Annotated in this window: 18 protein-coding genes; 10 read left to right on the top strand and 8 right to left on the bottom strand. The window is 68.4% G+C overall.

Annotation, left to right across the window (positions count from 1 at the left end; all coding sequences use genetic code 11):
* The first annotated feature begins 75 nt into the window (after positions 1-75).
* The 6 genes from ACTJLF_RS27645 to ACTJLF_RS27670 all read left to right on the top strand — a co-directional run bounded on the left by ACTJLF_RS27645 (position 76) and on the right by ACTJLF_RS27670 (position 6,635).
* On the top strand, positions 76-546 hold the full coding sequence (locus tag ACTJLF_RS27645; protein WP_026346096.1) for a hypothetical protein: 471 nt from the start codon (positions 76-78) through the stop codon (positions 544-546).
* A 56-nt stretch (positions 547-602) separates the two neighbouring features.
* On the top strand, positions 603-2,153 hold the full coding sequence (locus ACTJLF_RS27650) for a DUF1800 domain-containing protein (RefSeq protein ID WP_132751812.1): 1,551 nt from the start codon (positions 603-605) through the stop codon (positions 2,151-2,153).
* A 163-nt stretch (positions 2,154-2,316) separates the two neighbouring features.
* Positions 2,317-3,528 carry a DUF1501 domain-containing protein gene (locus ACTJLF_RS27655; RefSeq protein WP_184604031.1) on the top strand — a complete coding sequence of 404 codons (1,212 nt, stop codon included), beginning with the start codon at positions 2,317-2,319 and terminating at the stop codon, positions 3,526-3,528.
* Between the two features lie 372 nt (positions 3,529-3,900).
* On the top strand, positions 3,901-5,265 hold the full coding sequence (locus ACTJLF_RS27660; protein ID WP_354409690.1) for an NHL repeat-containing protein: 1,365 nt from the start codon (positions 3,901-3,903) through the stop codon (positions 5,263-5,265).
* A 64-nt stretch (positions 5,266-5,329) separates the two neighbouring features.
* A complete protein-coding gene (locus ACTJLF_RS27665; RefSeq protein WP_440884313.1) occupies positions 5,330-5,842 on the top strand; it encodes a hypothetical protein in 513 nt (170 codons plus the stop codon).
* A gap of 46 nt (positions 5,843-5,888) precedes the next feature.
* Positions 5,889-6,635 carry a tRNA-uridine aminocarboxypropyltransferase gene (locus ACTJLF_RS27670; protein WP_145758778.1) on the top strand — a complete coding sequence of 249 codons (747 nt, stop codon included), beginning with the start codon at positions 5,889-5,891 and terminating at the stop codon, positions 6,633-6,635.
* A gap of 30 nt (positions 6,636-6,665) precedes the next feature.
* Here ACTJLF_RS27670 and ACTJLF_RS27675 read toward each other — a convergent pair whose 3' ends face one another.
* A complete protein-coding gene (locus ACTJLF_RS27675) occupies positions 6,666-7,496 on the bottom strand; it encodes an HDOD domain-containing protein (protein WP_019651937.1) in 831 nt (276 codons plus the stop codon).
* 252 nt (positions 7,497-7,748) lie between these two features.
* Between ACTJLF_RS27675 and ACTJLF_RS27680 the strand changes: the two genes are divergently transcribed.
* Positions 7,749-8,228: a DUF4188 domain-containing protein gene (locus tag ACTJLF_RS27680; RefSeq protein ID WP_019651938.1), complete on the top strand. Its 480-nt coding sequence runs from the start codon at positions 7,749-7,751 to the stop codon at positions 8,226-8,228.
* Here ACTJLF_RS27680 and ACTJLF_RS27685 read toward each other — a convergent pair.
* A complete protein-coding gene (locus tag ACTJLF_RS27685) occupies positions 8,209-9,135 on the bottom strand; it encodes a LysR family transcriptional regulator (RefSeq protein ID WP_126182283.1) in 927 nt (308 codons plus the stop codon). The genes ACTJLF_RS27680 and ACTJLF_RS27685 overlap by 20 nt on opposite strands.
* 154 nt (positions 9,136-9,289) lie before the next feature.
* Here ACTJLF_RS27685 and ACTJLF_RS27690 point away from each other — a divergent pair, with 154 nt between their 5' ends.
* Both ACTJLF_RS27690 and ACTJLF_RS27695 read left to right on the top strand, forming a co-directional pair.
* Entirely contained in the window at positions 9,290-9,694 is a 405-nt protein-coding gene (locus tag ACTJLF_RS27690; RefSeq protein WP_440884314.1) for a RidA family protein, read from the top strand.
* A 252-nt stretch (positions 9,695-9,946) separates the two neighbouring features.
* Positions 9,947-10,963: a patatin-like phospholipase family protein gene (locus ACTJLF_RS27695; protein WP_132798427.1), complete on the top strand. Its 1,017-nt coding sequence runs from the start codon at positions 9,947-9,949 to the stop codon at positions 10,961-10,963.
* Positions 10,964-11,108: 145 nt separating this feature from the next.
* Here ACTJLF_RS27695 and ACTJLF_RS27700 read toward each other — a convergent pair whose 3' ends face one another.
* The 6 genes from ACTJLF_RS27700 to ACTJLF_RS27725 all read right to left on the bottom strand — a co-directional run bounded on the left by ACTJLF_RS27700 (position 11,109) and on the right by ACTJLF_RS27725 (position 17,061).
* The gene (locus ACTJLF_RS27700) at positions 11,109-12,587 is read right to left on the bottom strand and encodes an N-acyl-D-amino-acid deacylase family protein (RefSeq protein ID WP_440884315.1); all 1,479 of its coding nucleotides are present in this window, start codon (positions 12,585-12,587) and stop codon (positions 11,109-11,111) included.
* Positions 12,587-13,573: a Bug family tripartite tricarboxylate transporter substrate binding protein gene (locus tag ACTJLF_RS27705; protein WP_354323961.1), complete on the bottom strand. Its 987-nt coding sequence runs from the start codon at positions 13,571-13,573 to the stop codon at positions 12,587-12,589. Before ACTJLF_RS27705 ends, ACTJLF_RS27700 begins: the two co-directional genes overlap by 1 nt.
* A gap of 59 nt (positions 13,574-13,632) precedes the next feature.
* Positions 13,633-14,364, bottom strand: a complete 732-nt coding sequence (locus ACTJLF_RS27710) for an aspartate/glutamate racemase family protein (RefSeq protein WP_184604018.1) — start codon at positions 14,362-14,364, stop codon at positions 13,633-13,635.
* On the bottom strand, positions 14,361-15,311 hold the full coding sequence (locus ACTJLF_RS27715) for an N-carbamoyl-D-amino-acid hydrolase (protein WP_026346100.1): 951 nt from the start codon (positions 15,309-15,311) through the stop codon (positions 14,361-14,363). Before ACTJLF_RS27715 ends, ACTJLF_RS27710 begins: the two co-directional genes overlap by 4 nt.
* 193 nt (positions 15,312-15,504) lie before the next feature.
* Positions 15,505-16,431: a LysR family transcriptional regulator gene (locus ACTJLF_RS27720; RefSeq protein ID WP_019651947.1), complete on the bottom strand. Its 927-nt coding sequence runs from the start codon at positions 16,429-16,431 to the stop codon at positions 15,505-15,507.
* A gap of 51 nt (positions 16,432-16,482) precedes the next feature.
* Positions 16,483-17,061 (bottom strand): dihydrofolate reductase family protein, encoded by a 579-nt coding sequence (locus ACTJLF_RS27725; protein ID WP_440884316.1) that lies wholly within the window; start codon positions 17,059-17,061, stop codon positions 16,483-16,485.
* A 238-nt stretch (positions 17,062-17,299) separates the two neighbouring features.
* Between ACTJLF_RS27725 and ACTJLF_RS27730 the strand changes: the two genes are divergently transcribed.
* On the top strand, positions 17,300-18,355 hold the full coding sequence (locus ACTJLF_RS27730; protein ID WP_440884317.1) for a DMT family transporter: 1,056 nt from the start codon (positions 17,300-17,302) through the stop codon (positions 18,353-18,355).
* The last annotated feature ends 46 nt before the right edge of the window (positions 18,356-18,401 follow it).

Here is an 18,401-nt window from a genome sequence, read left to right on the forward strand (position 1 = left end):
AAGACCGTCAACCCGAAGCGGGCTCCAGTGGTTGAGGAGGCGTCCCTGAACCACTGTCACACAGGAGCTCCGAAGATGAAGAAGAAAAGCCTAATCGCCGCACTTGCCCTCATGGCTGCGGCTTCGCTGCCGGCACTGGCGGACGAATACGGCAGGCACCCGTTCTATCTCCACGCCTTGTCCGACCTGCGCACCGCGGCCTGGAAAGTGGAGCACCGCCGCCCCGAGGACGGGCAGGTATCTCGCGACGAGCAGGTGGTGATCGACGAGATTCACGCCGCCATCGGCGACCTGCAGCACGCCGCATGGCTCGACGGCAAGCCCGTCGAGTGGCGCGAGCCCACCGATGCATGGCTGCCGCGCGAAGGCCGCCTGCACGCCGCGGCCGATCTGCTGCGCAAGGTGCGCTCCGACGTCGCGCGCGAAGAGGACGACCCGCGCTCGCGGCCGTACCAGCAGCGCGGCCTCGCGCACGTCGACCTCGCGCTGGCCACCGCGCAGCACGCCATCGGCGACGTGCGCCGCCACGACCTGCGCAGGGAGTGAGGGCGGTGCCGGCCACCGCTTCGCCGATCTTCTCCCAGCCCGCGCGGCGCGTGTCGATGGCGCTCGGCGCCTGCGCGCTGGCGCTGCTCGCGGCATGCGCGAGCGCGCCGGGGGATCATCGGCCCATGGTTTCGGTGTCGCTGCCCTCGCAGCAGGTGGACGAGGCCACGCGCCTGCGCTGGCTCGACCGCGTGAGCTGGGGCGCCAATGCGAGCAGCGACGCGCAGCTCGCCAGGCGCGGCCTGTCGCTGTGGATGCGCGACCAGCTCAACCCGCGCCCCGCGCCGCTGCCGCCGGCCGCGCAGGCGCAGATCGACGCGATGGAAATCTCGCGCGTGCCGCTCGACCAGCTCGTCACCGGCCTCGAGGCCCAGCGCAAGGCGGCCGACGCGCTGCCCGACGAAGACCAGAAGAAGGCCGCGCGGCAGGAATACCAGCAGCACCTCAACACGCTGGTGCGCGAGGCGCAGCAGCGCTTCGTGCTGCGTGCGCTCTATTCGCCCAACCAGCTGCAGGAGCAGATGACGTGGTTCTGGATGAACCACTTCAACGTCAACCTGCGCAAGGACAACATCCGCGCGATGGTGGGCGACTACGAGGACAACGCGATCCGTCCGCACGCGCTCGGCAGGTTCCGCGACCTGCTCGGCGCCACGCTGCACCACCCGGCGATGCTGCGCTACCTCGACAACGCGCAGAACGCCGCCAACCGCATCAACGAGAACTACGCACGAGAACTGATGGAGCTGCATACGCTGGGCGTAGGCAGCGGCTATACGCAGGGCGACGTGCAGGAACTCGCGCGTGTGCTCACCGGCGTGGGCGTGACCAACCAGCCGCTCGATGCGCCGCCGCCGAACGTGCGCCCCAACCTGCGTGGCGACTACGTGCGCAAGGGGCTGTTCGAGTTCAACCCGAACCGCCACGACTACGGGCCGAAGACGCTGCTGGGCCAACCCATCCAGAGCCGCGGTCTGGCCGAGGCCGACGAGGCGCTCGACCGCCTCGCGCGCGCGCCGGCCACCGCGCGCTTCATCTCGCGCAAGCTGGCCGTGTACTTCGTCTCCGACGATCCGCCGCAGGCACTGGTCGAGCGCATGGCCGCGGCCTTCACGCGCAGCGACGGCGACATCGCCGTCACGCTGAAGGCGCTGTTCGAGTCGCCCGAGTTCTCGGCTTCGCTGGGCCGCAAGTTCCGCGATCCGGTGCACTACGTGATGGCGGGCGTGCGCCTCGCCTACGACGACCGCGTGGCCACCAACGTGAATCCCATGCTCGGCTGGATCAACCGCATGGGCGAGCAGCTCTACGGCCACGAGACGCCGGATGGCTATCCGCTCAACGAGGCGGCCTGGGCCAGCGCCGGTCAGATGAACACACGCTTCGAGATCGCGCGTGCCATCGGTGCGAACGGTGCTGTGCTGTTCCGTGCGGACGACAAGGCGCCGCTGGAGAAGCCCGCGTTCCCGCCGCTGGCCGATTCGCGCGCGGTACGCACGATGCAGGGCAGCATGAGCGCCGACACGCGAGAGGCGCTGGCGCAGGCGAAGAATCCGCAGGAATGGAACACCTTCCTGCTGGCCTCGCCCGAGTTGATGCGCCGCTGAAGGTATTCGGTTTTTCTCCCTCTCCCGCCGGGGGAGGGCCGGGGTGGGGGCATGCGGCGTTCGACAGGACACCGAGGCTGAACGAACGCCGCATGCGCCCATCCCGACCTTCCCCCAGAGGGGGAAGGAGCAAGGCAGGAAGAAAGAAGAAAGGACAACCGTCATGCAACGCAGAGATATCCTGAAGCTCGCGGCCGCCGCACCGTTCGCAGGTGCTGCTGCCAAAGTGATGGCCGCGCCTTCCGCCGAAGGCGCCAAGCTGCTGGTCGTGTTCCTGCGCGGCGCGTACGACTGCAGCAACCTCCTCGTGCCCACGAGCAGCGACTTCTACTACGCCTCGCGCCCCAACATCGCCATCGCGCGGCCCGGCACGCCCAATGGCGCGCTGCCGCTGGACGGCAACTGGGGCCTGCATCCCGCACTGGCGCAGAGCGTGATGCCGATGTTCCAGCAGAAGCAGGCATCCTTCATCGCCTTCGCCGGCACCGACGACCTCACGCGCAGCCACTTCGAGACGCAGGACTCCATCGAACTCGGCCAGGCCCTCGACAAGCGCCGCGACTACCGCTCGGGCTTCCTCAACCGGCTGGCCGGCGTGCTCGGCGCGGGCCCCGTCACCGACGTGTCGCCCATCGCCTTCACCGACCAGCTGCCGATCTCGATGCGCGGCAGCGCCAAGGCCGCCAACATGGCGCTGGCCGGCAATGCGCGCTCGGGCATCGACGCGCGGCAGAGCCAGGTCATCACCGCCATGTACCGCAACACCGCGCTGGCCCAGCCGGTGGCCGAGGGCTTCCAGGTGCGCGACGAGGTCATGCGCGCGGTGCAGGCCGAGATGGACGCGGCCAGCCGAAACGCCATGTCCGCCAAGGGCTTCGAGCTGGTGGCACGCCGCATGGCGCTGCTGATGCGCGACCGCTTCGACCTCGGCTTTGTCGACGTCGGCGGCTGGGACACCCACGTGGGGCAGGGCGGCGCCACCGGCTACCTCGCCAACCGTTTTGAAGAGCTGGGCCGCGGCGTCGCCGGTTTCGCGCAGGAGATGGGCGACGACGCCTGGCGACAGACCGTGGTGGTCGTCATCAGCGAGTTCGGCCGCACCTTCCGCGAGAACGGCAACCGCGGCACCGACCACGGCCACGGCACCGTCTACTGGGTGCTCGGCGGCGGCCTATCGGCACAGGCCGGCGGGCGCGTGGTTGGCGAGCAGCAGGCGCTGACGCAGGCGACGCTGTTCCAGAACCGCGACTATCCGGTGCTCAACGAATATCGTGCGGTGTTCGGCGGGCTGTTCCAGCGGATGTACGGCCTTTCCCCGGCGCAGCTGGCCAAGGTGTTCGACGGCGTGGCACCCAGGGACCTGCGGCTGGTCTAGCCGGCGGCGTCGAGGCCGGCCGTGGCGGCGGCGGCCGGTCTTGCTTTCCTTTTCACCCCCTGATGGGCCTGCGTTCCAGGACGCCGGCCTGCGCCCGCCTGCGTCCCGGCGGCGGATTCTTGTATTCCGACATCCCGAATTCCGGGGATGGCTGAGACACAAATAGTTAACAAAGATAATGCTCGTCACGTCCAGACCAGTCGCGCAGGGGCGGTTTTCGCTTCGCGCGAGGTTCTAGTGCTTCGACCAAGACCTATCGCTGTTTCTGGAATTCGCCTCTTCCAACGCCGGCCAAGGGTGCCGGAACCTGTCGTTTCGCCGCCAGGCGAAGTGCCCACGTCCAAGAAAAGGAAACCGATGTTCTCGCCCCGCATGTCTGCTCTTGCCAGTGTCTGCGCCATCGCCGGTGCCACCGTGGTGCTGGCCTCCTGCGGGGGAGGCTCCGGAGGAGGCGGCGGCTTCGTTCCGCTGGCTCCCATCGTGCAGCCGCAGCCGCAGCCTCAGCCCGAGACGCCTGTGGCGATGCACACGGTCGGTGGAACCCTCAGCGGCATCACCAGCGGCAAGCTCGTGCTGCAGAACAATGCGGGCGACGACCTGACGCTCACGGCGGACGGCAAGTTCAGCTTCGCGACTCCCGTCAAGGAAGGCAGCACCTACGCCGTCACCGTGCGCACCCAGCCGCTGTGGCAGTTCTGCACCGTGAGCAACGGCGGCGGCAACGCAGCCGCCGAGGTCACCGGCGTGACGGTCAGCTGCAAGGAGGCACTGGCAACGGTTTCGACGTTCGCGGGTACGGGCACCCCCGGCGATGCGGACGGCGAGGGGCTCGCCGCCACCTTCCAAATCCCAAGGGGTGTAAGGCTGGATGCTGCCGGCAACCTCTACGTGACCGATGCCCAGAACAAGCTGATCCGCGCGATTTCTCCCTCGGGCTTTGTCTCGACCGTGGCGGGCAAGGGCGCGGGCGGAACCCTGTCCGATCCTTTCGACCTGGTCCTGGATGCCGCCGGCAACATCTACGTGACCGAACTGACGACCCACCTGGTCCGCAAGGTCACGCCGACCGGGGTGGTGAGCGCACTGGCCGGGACCGCCGGGACTGCCGGCTGGGCCGACGCGAACGGCACCAGCGCGAAGTTTTCCCAGCCTTCGGGCATCGCCTTCGATCCGCAGGGCAACCTTGTCGTCGCCGATTCGCTGGGCCAGAGGATCCGAAAGATCGCGCCCGATCTCGCGGTCAGCACCTTCGCGGGCTCGGGCGCGCAGGGCTCGGACGACGGCACCGGCACTGCCGCAACCTTCAGCGTGCCCGCCGGCATCGCGATGGACGCCGCCGGCAACATGTTCGTGACCGACTTCGGCAGCCACGTGATCCGCAAGATCACGCCGCAGGGCGTGGTCACGACGCCGTTCGGCAAGCGGAACACGAGCGGTCACGCCGACGGCAAAGGCAACGACGCGACCTTCTCTTTTCCGGTGGGCATCGCGATCGACTCCAGCGGCAGCCTCTACGTGGGCGACAGTTCGAACCATGTGATCCGCAGGATCACGCCGGACGGCATGGTCAGGACGCTGGCGGGCAAGGCGGGAACGTCCGGGGCGGATGACGGCGTGGGCAAGGCAGCGACGTTCTACCGGCCCTACGGCGTGGCGGTGGACGCCGCGGGCAACGTCTACGTGGCAGACCTGTTCAACAACAAGATCCGCAAGATCACGCCGACGCCTGCGCCCTGAGCCGCCTGGGTCCTCATGCGCCATGATCCGGGCCACCGTGCGAGAAGGATCGAGAGAAGAGAACATGGCCGTGATCGACCAACACCTGCGAATCCCCGAGCTGCAGCGGCTCGGCATGTCCGCCGCGCTGTTGCAGCTGGCTGCCGGCCAGTGCCTCCACGAGGCCTTCCGGGGCTTCTGCCTGGGGCCGCCGTTCTACAACTATCACGGCGCCCGTGCGCCCGAAGGGCCCACCCTGGTCCCGCTGTGGGACCACGGCAGCAGGGTCTGCGCGCTTCGTGAAAGCGAGGGCGGCCCGGAGTTCATCGAGTTCAGCATCGAAGACCCGGCCGGGTTCGAGCGGCTCGCCGGCACCGAGCAGGGGTTCTGGGCGACCCGCTTCGACTTTCTCTACGAATGCGATCTGGCCGATGAAGCCTTGCGCAGCGCCGCCGCACGGGTCGGATTCCGTTTTCTCGACCGGTACCTGAGGTCGAGAGAGGCGGCCGAAGAGCTGCTGGGCAGCTTCGGTGCCCATCGGGTGTGGCTTCGGGAGCTGGTCGCCGGCATCGACCGCGATGCCGCCGCGCCTGCCTGATCGCAGGGCGTAGAGCGTGGGCGGCGACACCGCGGAGAATCCCCGCATGCCTCACGCCGTTTCCCTTCTTCGCGCCGCCCGCCTGGCGCGAAGTGCCAAGCCCTTTCTCGCCCGCGGCGGTTTCAAGCGCGAGCGTTGTGCGGGCTGCCGCCTGCTGCCCAGCCATTGCATGTGCGCCATACGCCCATCGGTTGCGACACGCGCGGGCGTGTGCCTGATCATGGCCGACATCGAGCCGCTCAAGCCAACCAACACCGGCTGGCTGGTTGCCGACGTGGTGGCCGACACCTTCGCATTCGGCTGGGCCCGTACCGAGGTCGATCCTGCGCTGCTGGCGCTGCTGAACGATCCGCAGTGGCAGCCCTACGTGGTGTTTCCGGGGCAGTACGCCGCGCCGGAGCGGGTGGTGCAGGGCGTCGAGCAGCCGGCATTGCACGGGGGCGCAGCCGCGAAGCGCCCGCTCTTCATCCTGTTCGACGCGACCTGGGCCGAGGCGCGCAAGATGTTCCGCAGGAGCCCCTATCTCGACCGGCTGCCGGTGCTCAGCCTCCGCCCCGAGCAGATCACTCAGTACAAGCTGCGCAACTCGGGCCGCGACGACCACTTCTGCACCAGCGAGGTGGCGGCGATGTGCATGAACCTGGCGGGCGAGGGCGCGGCAGGGAAGACGCTCGAAGCCTACCTGCCGGTGTTCTCTCACCACTATCTGCGAGCGAAGAACCAGCAGCCCGTCGACTGGGCGGGCGCCGAGCACCTGCGGCTGCGCGAGGTGGTTTCCTCGCAAGTTTCCTGAGCCCGCGGCCGGCCGGGGGCCGGGCCGGCGTCAGGCGATCATCGATTCCAGTTCGGCCGCCAGTTCGCGAGGCGCCGGCATTTCCTGGACCACGTCCTCGGTGATGCCGGCCGCGAGTGCCGACTGGCTCGGCCAGCCGCCTTCGAGCTTGCCCAGGTCGACCCCCTGGCGCTCCAGCGCCACGCGCCACACCGCCAGGTGCAGCACGTCACCCAGCGCATCGGCATGCTCCGACTTGTCGGGGCTCACGAAGCTGGAAAGCCCGCCGACCAGGTCGGGGGCGAAGCCCCAGCGCCGCGCCAGCGACGCGCTCACGTCGCCGTAGTGGTAGCCGAACTCGACCAGCTCCAGCTGCGCGCGACCGAGCGACTCGAAGGGGTGCAGGGCGTTCAGCTCGCCGATCCGGCCGGGCATCGCCTGGGCCATGATCAGGTGACCGATGGCATGCATGCTGCCGGCGGTGAACGCCAGGTTCGGATCGACGTGGCGCGTCTTGGAAGCCAGGTACCGCGAGACCGAGGCCACGCGAAGGCTGTGGGCCCAGAAGGCCGGCAGGCTGACGCCCTCGACCTTCCTGAAGGTGCCCGCCAGGCCCGAACTCACGACCACCGAGCGGATCGCCGAGAGCCCCAGCATCAGGATCGCGCCCTGGATCGACGAAATCTTGCGCCGCAGCCCGAACAGCGGCGAATTGATCATCTGCAGCACCTTCGCCGCGAGCACCTGGTCGAGCTCGATGCGGTTCGCGACCGCCGCGAAGGACACTTCGTCGTTCCGCAGCATCTCGATCAGGTCGGACACCACCCGCGGGACGGTGGGGAGCGACTCGTCATTGGCAAAGAGTTCGTCGAGTGTCTTCATGGCGCTGTGGAGGGTGTTATTGCCTTTGTATGCAATGGATTTTCCTCCAGCGGATGGGCCATTTGGGGGCTCCAGCAGTGCAAATCCGCAATTTCCACTGATTCCGGTGGGGGAGGGATTACCCTGATCCAGGCGCACTTGGCGCCGCGTACAGGCGTTTCGTCGCATGGCGGTCGCCGCTCGGGCCCCGCGGTGACATAGTCCGGCCGAACCGGACATACGACCCGAACACCACCCGAGGAGGCCCTTCCCATGATTCACCCGGAACGCCTGACCGCCCGGCTGGACGGCGACTTCGTCGTCTTCCTCATCGGCATGCGCATCAACCAGCCGCTGAAGCTGCACAAGTGGCTTCCCGTCGCGGCGGCCATGCCCCGGATGCTCAAGGAACTCAAGCAGCAGCCCGAGCGCGGCCTGCTGCACGCCGACCTGTGGTTCTCGCGCACGATCCTCGTGCTGCAGTACTGGCGCTCCATGGAGCAGCTGCTGGCCTACGCCAAGGACAAGGAGGCCGAGCACCTCCCGGCATGGCGCGCCTTCAACAGGGCCATCGGCACCGACGGCTCCGTCGGCATCTGGCACGAGACCTACGCGGTGTCTGCAGGCACCTACGAGAACATCTACGTCAACATGCCGCCCTTCGGCCTCGGCCGCGCCGGCAGCCTCCAGAGCGTCGCCGAGGCCCATCGCTCGGCCGCTGCGCGATTGAGGGCTACGAAGGCGCAGGGGTGACGACCGGCGCATGCCGCGCCATCACCTCCACCACCCAGTCGATGAACACCCGCAGCTTGGCGCTCACATGCCGGTTCGGCGGGAACGCCAGGTACAGCGGCATCGGATCGAGGCTCCAGTCCTCGAAGAGCGGCACCAGCTCGCCGCCGGGCAGGTGCGCCTTCGCCATGTAGCCGGGCAGCCAGAGCACGCCCAGGCCTGCCAGGCCCGCCGCGAGGTAGGCGTTGCCGTCGTCGACCGAGAGCACGTAGCGGCCCTGCACCTCGATGCGCTCGCCGCCGCGCTGCATCGCATACGGAAAGGTCTTGCCGTTGCGCGACCACAGGAAGCCGACGATGCGGTGGTGCGAGTCTTCCAGCTCGCGCGGATCGCGGGGCGTGCCGGCGCGCTCCAGGTAGCCGGGCGCCGCGTACACGCCGAGCTGCAGGTCTCCCACATGGCGCGCCATGAGCGACTGGTCGGTGAGCTCGCCGCCGCGCACCACGCAATCGACGTTGTCGCCGATGAGGTCGACCATGCGGTCGCTCACGCCCATGTCGAGCTGGATGTCGGGGTAGCGTGCGTGGAACGCCGGAAGCTCCGGCACCAGGATCGTGCGGGCCAGCGGGGTGGGCACGTCCACACGCAGCCGGCCTCTCGGTGAAGCCGATGCGCCCGAGAGGCTGGTCTCGGCATCGTCCATGTCGGCCAGCAGGCGCACCACGCGCTCGTAGTAGGCCGCGCCGTCGGCGGTGAGACCGACCTTGCGCGTGGTCCGGTTGAGCAGCTTCACGCGCAGCCTGGCTTCGAGCTGCTGCACCAGCTGGGTCACGCTGGTCTTGCTCATGTGCAGCGTCTCCGCCGCCTTGGTGAAGCTGCCTGCCTCCACCACGCGGGCGAAGGCCTGCATCGCGTCGAAACGGTCCATGTGCGCGCTTTCCCAGGTGCCTTGAGTGTCGATCGATTGTTTGGTCTGTCCAAACAGTCATTGTCGGCATTGCCCGTTTATCCGCGAGGCGCGCTTTTCTAAAGTCCCTTCATCCCGTTCATTGATTGATTGAAGAGAAAGAAAGAAAGCATCCATGGCCAAACGCGACGTCGTCTTCCCGCCCGGGCGCCAGGCGCTCTATGAAAAGAACCGCTACTCGCCGGCGATCCGCTCCAACGGCTTCCTGTTCGTGTCGGGGCAGGTCGGCAGCCGCGAGGACGGCTCGCCCGAGCCCGACCTCGAAGCACAGGCGCGGCTCGCGTTCAAGAACCTGAACGCCGTGCTCGCCGCCGCGGGCTGCACCTTCGACGACGTGGTCGACGTCACCGTCTTCATCGCCGACCCGGAGAAGAACTTCGAGACGGTCTGGAACATCGTGCCCGAGTACTGGGGCGATGCGCCGCACCCCACGCTGACCGGCGTCGGCGTGACGTGGCTCTACGGCTTCAAGTTCGAGATCAAGGTCATCGCCAGGCTGCCCGACGGCGCGCAGGAATGACGACTTTCTTTGTATGAGGAGGGCTGTACAGCCCGATCGACCTGCTTCCCGGAGGCCGAAACTCACCTGTTCGAGTGATGCATCGCCGCACCGATTGACCCACATTGCGCCTGAGAGATTCGTGGCTGTCCAGCCAGCGATCGTTCGGCGTGGGGAACGATCGCTTCACCGGCAATCCCCGCATTGAAAGCCCGGTGCCTTCGATGGAAAGAGGGCGTCGCGGCGCCCATCCACTCGAGCAAGGAGCACAGCATGTCTTTCAAGATTCTCTGCTGCGACGGCGGCGGCATTCGCGGCGTCATCACGGCGTTGCTGATCCAGGACCTGGACCAGAGCTTCGGCATCGTCGCAGGCGCGAACGGCTTTGCCGGTACTTCCACCGGCGGGCTGATCTCGCTGGGCCTGGTGAACGGCGTGGCCATCGGTGACATCGTGAACATCTACGAGAACGACGGCGCCACCATCTTCAAGCCCAACGGCTGGCTGCTGGATGCGCAAGCGAAGCAGCAGGACAAGGCTCCGGCGAAGTCGACCGAAGAGCTGCGGGGCAGCGGCCCGGGCATCTTCAAGTGCCAGTACGTCAACACCGGCCTGCAGCAGGTCGCGCAGCAGCTGGTGGGCACCGGCGCGCTCTCTTCGGCCAGCCGCTTCGTGGCGGTCAACTCCGCGCGGCTGTGGGACCCGAGCCAGAACAGCTGGGAGCCCTGCACCATCTCCAACGGCCCGAGCAACGCCTATCGCGGCATCAGCATGGTCGATGCGGCGCTGGCCACCTCGGCCGCGCCGACCTACTTTCCGCCCTACCAGGTGGGCAGCTACGGCTACTTCGCCGACGGCGGCACCTTCGCCAACAACCCCTCGATGACGGCGATGGTGGAGGCGATCTACCAGGGCTACGCGAGCGGCACCTCCGACATCCTGATGCTCTCTCTGGGCACCGGCGTGAACCCGGTCGGCATCTCGCCCGGCTCGGTGCCGAACCCGCTGGACTGGGGCGTCACGCACTGGCTGTGGCCCTTCGGCAATGGCACCGTGCCGGCGACGGCGCTGCTCAACCTCACGATGGACGCCACCGCCGAACTCGCGGCGATCCAGGCCGGCCAGATGCTCGGCGGCAACTACATGCGCGGCAATGTGCCCCTGGCCCAGCCCTTCGGCCTGGACGACTACAGGAACGTCGGCGAACTGGTGAGCGCGACGCAGGACTACATCAAGAATTCCTCCGAGTGGGCGAAGGTGCGCGACTGGGTCGAGACGAACTGGAAGTGAGGCCGGCTCCGGCGGCTGCGGCCTTTCAATACGCGTCGAGCATCCGCTGAAGCTCCTTCCGATCGCTCGCCCTTGTCAGGCCTTGCATCGGAAAGACAAGGGCCTTCTGCGTCGTGTGCATCATCGATAGAAGAGGAATGCCGGCTCAGTGCCGCTGCAGCACCTTGCCGGGCCGCAGGCCGGTGGGGCGCCGCCCGTCCCAGACCCGCTGCCCGTTGACCCAGACGCCTTCGATGCCCCGGCTTGCCTGGACGGGGTTGTCGAAGGTGGCGAGGTCCGTCACGCGCTGCGGGTCGAAGGCCACCAGGTCGGCCCGCAGGCCGGGCCGCAGCAGGCCTCTGTCGACCAACCCGTAGTTGCTCGCGGCCAGTCCGGTCATCTTGTGGACGGCGGCTTCCAGCGTGAGCAGACCCTTGTCGCGCACCAGCCGCGACAGCACGCGGGTGAAGGTGCCCCACTGGCGCGGATGCGGATGCGGATCGAAGGGGAGCCCGTCGGAGCCCACCATCGTGCGCGGGTGCGCCAGGATGCGCTCCACGTCGCGCTCGTCCATCAGGAAGTAGATGGCGCCCGCGGGCGCGAGCCGCTGCAGCATGGCTTCGTCGTCCAGCCCCCATTCGCGCTGCAGGTCGGCGAAGTCGCGTCCCTGCGCGGACGGGTCGCCCTTCGACCATGCGATGAGCGTGCGGCGTGCCAGCCTCACGCGGTCGAGCCGCAGCATCGTCGAGGTGGCGGGATAGGGATGGCAGTCGAGGCAGACCGGCTGCATGGCGCCGGCCTCGTCGATGCGCGAGAGGGTTTGAACCGACCTGCCATGGTTGCGCTCGCCCGCGAGCTTGTGGTGCGAGAACACGACGCGCGCGGTCAGTGCACGTCCGATCTCCAGGGCCTCTTCGATCGCCTCGTCGATCCGGTCGGATTCGTCGCGCAGGTGAACCGCGTAGACCATGCCGCCGCGGCCCCGCATGGTCTGGCCGATGTCGGTGATCTCCTGCGTGGTGGCGTGCTGTGCGGGCGGGTAGAAGGTGCCGGTGGACATGCCGAACGCGCCGGCGTCCAGCGCCTCGGCCAGCAGCTGCCGCATGGCGGCTCGTTCCTGCGTCGTGGCGGGCCGCTGCAGATCGTCCATCGCGCTCACGCGCAGGCTGGCGTGGCCCACGAGGGGGATCACGTTGACTGCGGCGGGCGCCTGCCGCAGCGCGTCCATCCAGCCGGAGAAGCTCGCATAGCGGAACAGCTCGGGCGGGCCCAGCAGATCGAGCGGCTGGGGCAGGGGGCTGCCGGGCGGCACGGGCGCGAGGCTCACGCCGCAGTTGCCGGTCACCACCGTGGTCACGCCCTGCGAAACCTTGGGCACCATGTCCGGATGCGCCAGCAGGTAGCCGTCGTCGTGGGTGTGGGAGTCGATGAAGCCGGGCGCGAGGCTCAGGCCGTCGAGCTCGACGATGCCGGCGCCGGCAACCTCGCTGCCCGGCGGCAGGATGTCGGCGATGGTGTCGCCCTCGACCAGCAAATCCGCGCGGCGCGGCGGGGCGCCGCTGCCATCGATCACCGTGCCGCCGCGCAGCAGCAGCAAGTGATGTTGTTGTTGCTGCTGCCCGGATGGAGTCGCGGGGCCCGTCATCAGTCGAGCTTCTCGATGCGGTTGTGCTCGATCAGCTCGCCCCAGCGCCTGGTCTCGCGGTCGATGGTGCGCTGGAAGTCGGCGGGCGTGCCGCCGGCCGGCACGGCGCCCAGCTTGGCGAGGCCCTCGCGCACGCTGGGGGTGGCCAGCGCGGCGTTGATCGCGGCATTGAGCTTCTCGATCACCTCGCGCGGCGTGCCGCGCGGTGCGACCACGCCGCCCCAGGCCACGGTCTCGTAGCCCTTGATGCCCGCCTCGTCCAGCGTCGGCACGTTGGGCAGCATGGCGATGCGCCTGGTGCTGCTCACCGCGAGCGCGCGCACCTTGCCGGACGCGACCAGCGGGCCGACCTCGGAAGAGTTGGCGAACAGGTAGTCGATGCGTCCGCCCATCAGGTCCTGCAGCGCGGCCGGTCCTCCGTTGTAGGGCACGAAGAGCACGTCGATGCCGGCCATGCTGCGCAGCAGCTCGCCGCCCATGTGGCCGGTGGTGCCGATGCCGGGTGCGCCGAAGGACAGCTTGCCCGGCTGCTTGCGCGCCGCGGCCACCAGCCCGGCAACGTCGTGGATGGGAGACTCCTTGGGCACGATCAGCACGTTGTAGAGGTCGAAGGCCTGGGCCACCGGCACCAGGTCGCGGTCCACGTCGTAGGGCAGCTTCTTGAACAGCGTGCGGTTGACTGCCAGCGTGTTCACGTTGCCGTAGCCGATGGTGTAGCCGTCGGCCGGCTTGCTCTTGATCTGCAGGATGCCGATGTTGCCGGCCGCACCGGGACGGTTCTCGATGACCACCGGCACGCCGAGCGACTTCGAGACCTCGTTGGTCACGAGCCGCGAGAGCACGTCGGGCGAGCCGCCGGCCGCAGAGGGCACGACGAAGGTGATGGGCCTCTCGGGCCACGCGGCCCAGGTCGGGGCCGAGCCTGCGAGCAGGCCGAAGGCAGCGGCCAGCACGGCCATCGGGCGGGAGAACTTGCGATGGATCATCGGAAGGGGCTTTCGTGGATTTCGTGGAAGTAAAAAAAGGGGAGAGTGGGAAGGGCGCCTCAGTGCCCCCGGCGGCAGTGCGCGATCGCTGCCAGGGCCAGCGCGTCGATGGAGTCCGTGAGCACGCAGTCGAACTCGCCGCGCCGGTGATGCGGAACCGCCAGCGGAAGCTCGGTGCAGCCGAGCACCACGGCCTTCGCGCCGCGTGCGACCAGCGCGCGGATGCCTTGCGCGGCGGGCTCCCATGCGGCATCGACCTGCCCGGCCTTGACCGCAGCGATGGCGGCCACGCAGTGGCGCTGCACATCGTCGGCCGCGGGAACGATCGCCTCGTACCCCGCCTGCTCCAGCGCGCGCTGGTACAGGCCGAGCGCCAGCGTGGCCGGCGTGCCGAGCACGCCCACCTTGCCCTGCAGGAGCCCGTGGCCCCGCAGGTCCTGCACCACCGCCTCGGCGATGTTGAGCAACGGCAGATGGGTGGCGCCCTTCAGGTCGTCGAACCAGAGGTGCGCGGTGTTGCAGGGCACCGCGATGCAGCCGGCGCCTGCGGCCTCCAGCAATCGGATGCCGCGTTGCATGGCGGGCAGCGGGCTCTCGCCGCCCTGCAGCATGGCGCTTGAGCGATCGGGGATGCGCGGGTCGTTGCACAGGATCGTCGGGATGTGGTCCTGGTCGACGGCGGCCTCGGTCAGCTGCACCATCCGCAGCGCGAAGGTCGCGCCCGCCAGCGGTCCCATGCCGCCCAGGATGCCCAGGGCCCTCGGTGCGGACGAAGGCTGCTGCCCGCTCATGGCAGCGGATCCCCGGCGCCGGTGCGCTCGACGATCAGGCGGTAGTGCTCCGGGCGGCGGTGCTTGGCGAAGTTGAAGACGTGCTCGCGGAAGTGCGCGCCGAGCGCCAGGTCGGCGCGCACGCAGATCACTTCGTCTTCCTCGCTCACGGCGCGCGCGACGATCTCGCCGGTCGGCGCCACGATCACGGAGCTTCCGATCATGTGGTGCCCGTCTTCGGAGCCGCACTTGGCTGCCGCTGCCACCCAGATGCCGTTCTGGTAGGCATTGGCCTGCAGCGAGATCAGGTGCGTGGTGGTGCGCAGGTGTGCCGGCTCGTTCCAGTGGATGTTGAGCGAGGGCGTGTTGTAGCCCAGCACCACCACCTCGGCGCCCTGCAGCGCCATCACGCGGTAGGTCTCGGGCCAGCGGCGGTCGTTGCACAGGCACATGCCCATGCGCACGCCGTCGGTGTCGAAGGCGCGGAAGCCCAGGTCGCCGACCTCGAAGAACTTCTTCTCGAGATGCTGGAAGGGCGCCTCGGGCTTGTGCTCCGAATGGCCCGGCAGATGGATCTTGCGGTAGCGGCCCGCGATGCTGCCGTCGCGCCCGACGATCACCGCCGAGTTGAAGGCGCGGCCGTCCTCGGTGAGCTCCGCATAGCCGAGGTAGAAACCCACGCCGAGCCTGCGCGCCTCGTCGAAGAGCGGCTGCGTCGCCGGGCCGGGCATGCTGCGCTCGAAGAAGCGCTCGCGGGCTTCCTCCTCGGTCATCCAGTAGCGCGGGAAGAAAGTGGTGAGCGCGAGTTCGGGAAAGGTCACGAACTCCGCGCCGCGGCCGTGGGCCTGGCGCAGCATGTCGACCAGGCGGGCCACCACGGACTCGCGGCTGTCCGACAGGTGGACCGGGCCCATCTGGGCGACGGCAAGGCCGAGAAAACGGGGGGGAGAGCCTGGGCGCGATGTCATTTGAACCTTCTTCGTTGCAGCCGTGTGATCGGTGCAATCGATTATTCGAAGCGGCTCGCGTGACGTCGAATGACGATTTGTCGCTCGGGTTTAACAGCGTGCTAAAGGTCTGCCTCCCGCTGGTGCGCGCATGCGCGCCTGCACCGGCGCAGGGCGCGCAGGCATCCGGCAGGGGGCGTGCGCCCCCGGGCCGTCAGCGCAGGATCTCGTCGTCGTCCGCCAACGGCATCGCCAGCCCGCGCTGCAGCAGCACGCTGTGCAGGGCGCGCAGCAGCGCCTGGGCCGCTGGCGAAAGCGGCTCGGTCTGCAGATACACCAGGTCGGCCACGATCGGAAGCGCGCCGCGCACCGGTATCGCCTTGAAGGGCGACCCGAGCCAGCCTTGCAGCGAATACTCGTCCACCAGCGCGATGCCGGCGCCGGCATGCACCAGCGAGCAGGCGTACTGCGGCGAGGTCACCTCCACGCTGATGCGTGGCGACGCATCGCGCGTCTCGAACATCTGGTCGATGCGCAGGCCCAGCGGCGAGCCGTGCGGATAGCCGATGAATTCATGGGGCAGCAACTCGTCCAGGCCGACTTCCTCATGCATGGCCAGCGGGTGGCTGCGCGGGCAGATGCACATCAGGCGGCTGCTTGCCAGGGGCCTGGTCGCGAGGTTGGGGTGGTCGACCGGAAAGGTGGAGATGCCGAGGTCGGCCCGCTGCTGCAGGATGCGTTCCTTCAACGCTTCGTGCGTGAGGCAGTGGAAGTGGACCTGCACGTCGGGCATCGCGTTGCGCAGCTGCGAGATCGCCAGGGGCACCAGCGTCTGCCCGATGCTCGGACTCGAGAGAATGCTCAACAGGGTGCGCCGCCGCAGCGCGAGATCGTGAGAGAGGCTGCCGATGCGCTGCACGCCGCCATAGACCTGCTCCACTTCCAGATACAGGCGCCGCGCCTCCGCCGTCGCATGCAGGCGGCCCTTCACCCGTTCGAACAGCAGGAAGCCGAGCCGGCTCTCGGTATGAGAAAGCAGCCGGCTGACCGCCGGAATGGAAACGTGGAGCAGGCGTGCCGCGCCGCTCACCGAGCCGGTGATCATCACCGCGCGGAACACCTCGATCTGTCGCAGGTTCATGCCTGATTCTGAAGCATGCGGCATGCCGCCGATGCTGCACCTGCCACCCGGCTACGCCGCCTTCAACGCGCCCGCGAGCTTGTAGGTGTTGAGCAAGAGGCCCGACGGCGTCGTCTTCGTGCCGACGAGCTCGAAGGCGCGCCCCGGCGTCCCTTGCGCGAACAGGCGCTTGCCCGTGCCCACGAGCACCGGGTAGACGATCAGCATGACCTCGTCCGCCAGTCCCTGCGCCAGCAGCGTCGAGGTGAGCGTGGAACTGCCCCACAGCACGAGGTCCGGCCCCGCCTGCGACTTGATGCGCCGCACGCCCTCGACCACGTCGGTGCCGACTGCCTCGAACGGTCCCCACGCAAGGCTCTCCGGGCGGTGGGTGACGACGAACTTGGTGGCCGCATTGAGGCCGTCCGCCATCGGACCCGCGGGCGCCTTCGGCCAGTAGTCCGACCACATGTCGTAGGTGCGTCGGCCCAGCAGCAGGTCGAAGCGCTGCCCATGCGCGGCGAGCACCTCGTCACGGCCGGCGGGCGTGCGGTAGGGCACCGTCCAGTCGGCATAGGGGAAGCCGTCTTCGCCGGAGGACTGGATCACGCCGTCGAGCGACACGTGCTCCATGATCTTGAGCTTTCTCATTCGGGGTCTCCGTATCTGGTCGTTGGGATTGGAGGACTGGGGATGCTGAACTGCTCCCGGCCTTCGCGCAACTCCACCCGGCTGGCAGAACCTTCGCAGTGGCTTTCAGAGTGCGCAGAGAATGCGCCCAGGAACCCCAGGAGCATGAATTCCCGGCATTCAGGAATCTCTGCCATGGCCGAGGCTGTCCGACGCCACGAGCGGACAGCCATTCGCTTCACGATGAACCAGGCATCCCATGACGGCGAAACACTTCTCCCTGCCTGCCGCACGCGGCGGATTGCTCGCGCTGCTTGCGGCGCTTTTCTTCGGCGTCAGCACGCCGCTGGTCCAGCACTTCGGCAAGGGGCTGGGTGCATTCACCACGGCCGCGTTGCTGTACGCGGGCGCGGCAGCCATCGGCATGGCTTCGCGTCAACGCATGGAGCGAGAGGCTCGCGTGGTGCGGGGCGATGTTCCGCGGCTCCTGTCGATGGCCGCCTTCGGTGCCGTGCTCGGGCCCGTGGCGTTGGCCTGGGGGCTCCAGCACACCAGCGGCGCCAGCGCTTCGCTGATGCTGACGCTGGAGGCGCTGTTCACGGCGTTGCTCGCGCGTCTGCTGTATCAGGAGACGATGGACCGGCGCGTGTGGGCCGCGATGCTGCTCCTGCTGGCTGGCGGCGTCGCATTGGTGCTGGACCAGTGGCGCAGCGGCGCCATGCAGTCGTGGGGCTTGCTCGCGGTGTTGCTTGCCACCGCCGCATGGGGGGCTGACAACACGCTCTCGCGCGCCCTGGCTGAACGCGACCCGGGACAAGTCGTGCTGGGCAAGGCGGCCATGGGAACGGTAGCGACGGCCGTTCTCGCATGGCTGCTCGGCGAGCCCATGCCGGCGTGGGGTGCCGCTGTTGCGCTGTTCGCGATCGGTGCGAGTGGCTACGGGTTGAGCCTGCGCTTCTACCTTCTGGCCCAGCGGGCCTTCGGTGCGGCACGCACGGGCTCCGTGTTCGCCTTCGCACCGTTCATCGGCGCAGCCTTCTCCGTCGCGCTGGGCGATCGCAGCGGAACCTGGGCGATGGCCGCCGGCGGCACCCTGATGATGCTGGGTGTGACGCTGCACCTGGCGGAGTCGCACGGCCACGAGCACGAGCACGAACGCCTCGAGCATGAGCACGCGCACCGCCATGACGACGGCCATCACGACCACACGCACGACGTGCTTCCCGTGGGATCGCACAGCCACTCCCATGTGCACGAGCCGATGCGCCACGCGCACTCCCACGTTCCCGATGTGCATCACCAGCACATCCATTGAGGCGACCTGATCGTCGTGTTCCGGAAGGGCCTCGTGCCTCCACGGC

This window comes from Variovorax sp. 22077 (genome assembly GCF_052044195.1).
Taxonomy (GTDB): Bacteria; Pseudomonadota; Gammaproteobacteria; order Burkholderiales; family Burkholderiaceae_C; genus Variovorax; species Variovorax atrisoli.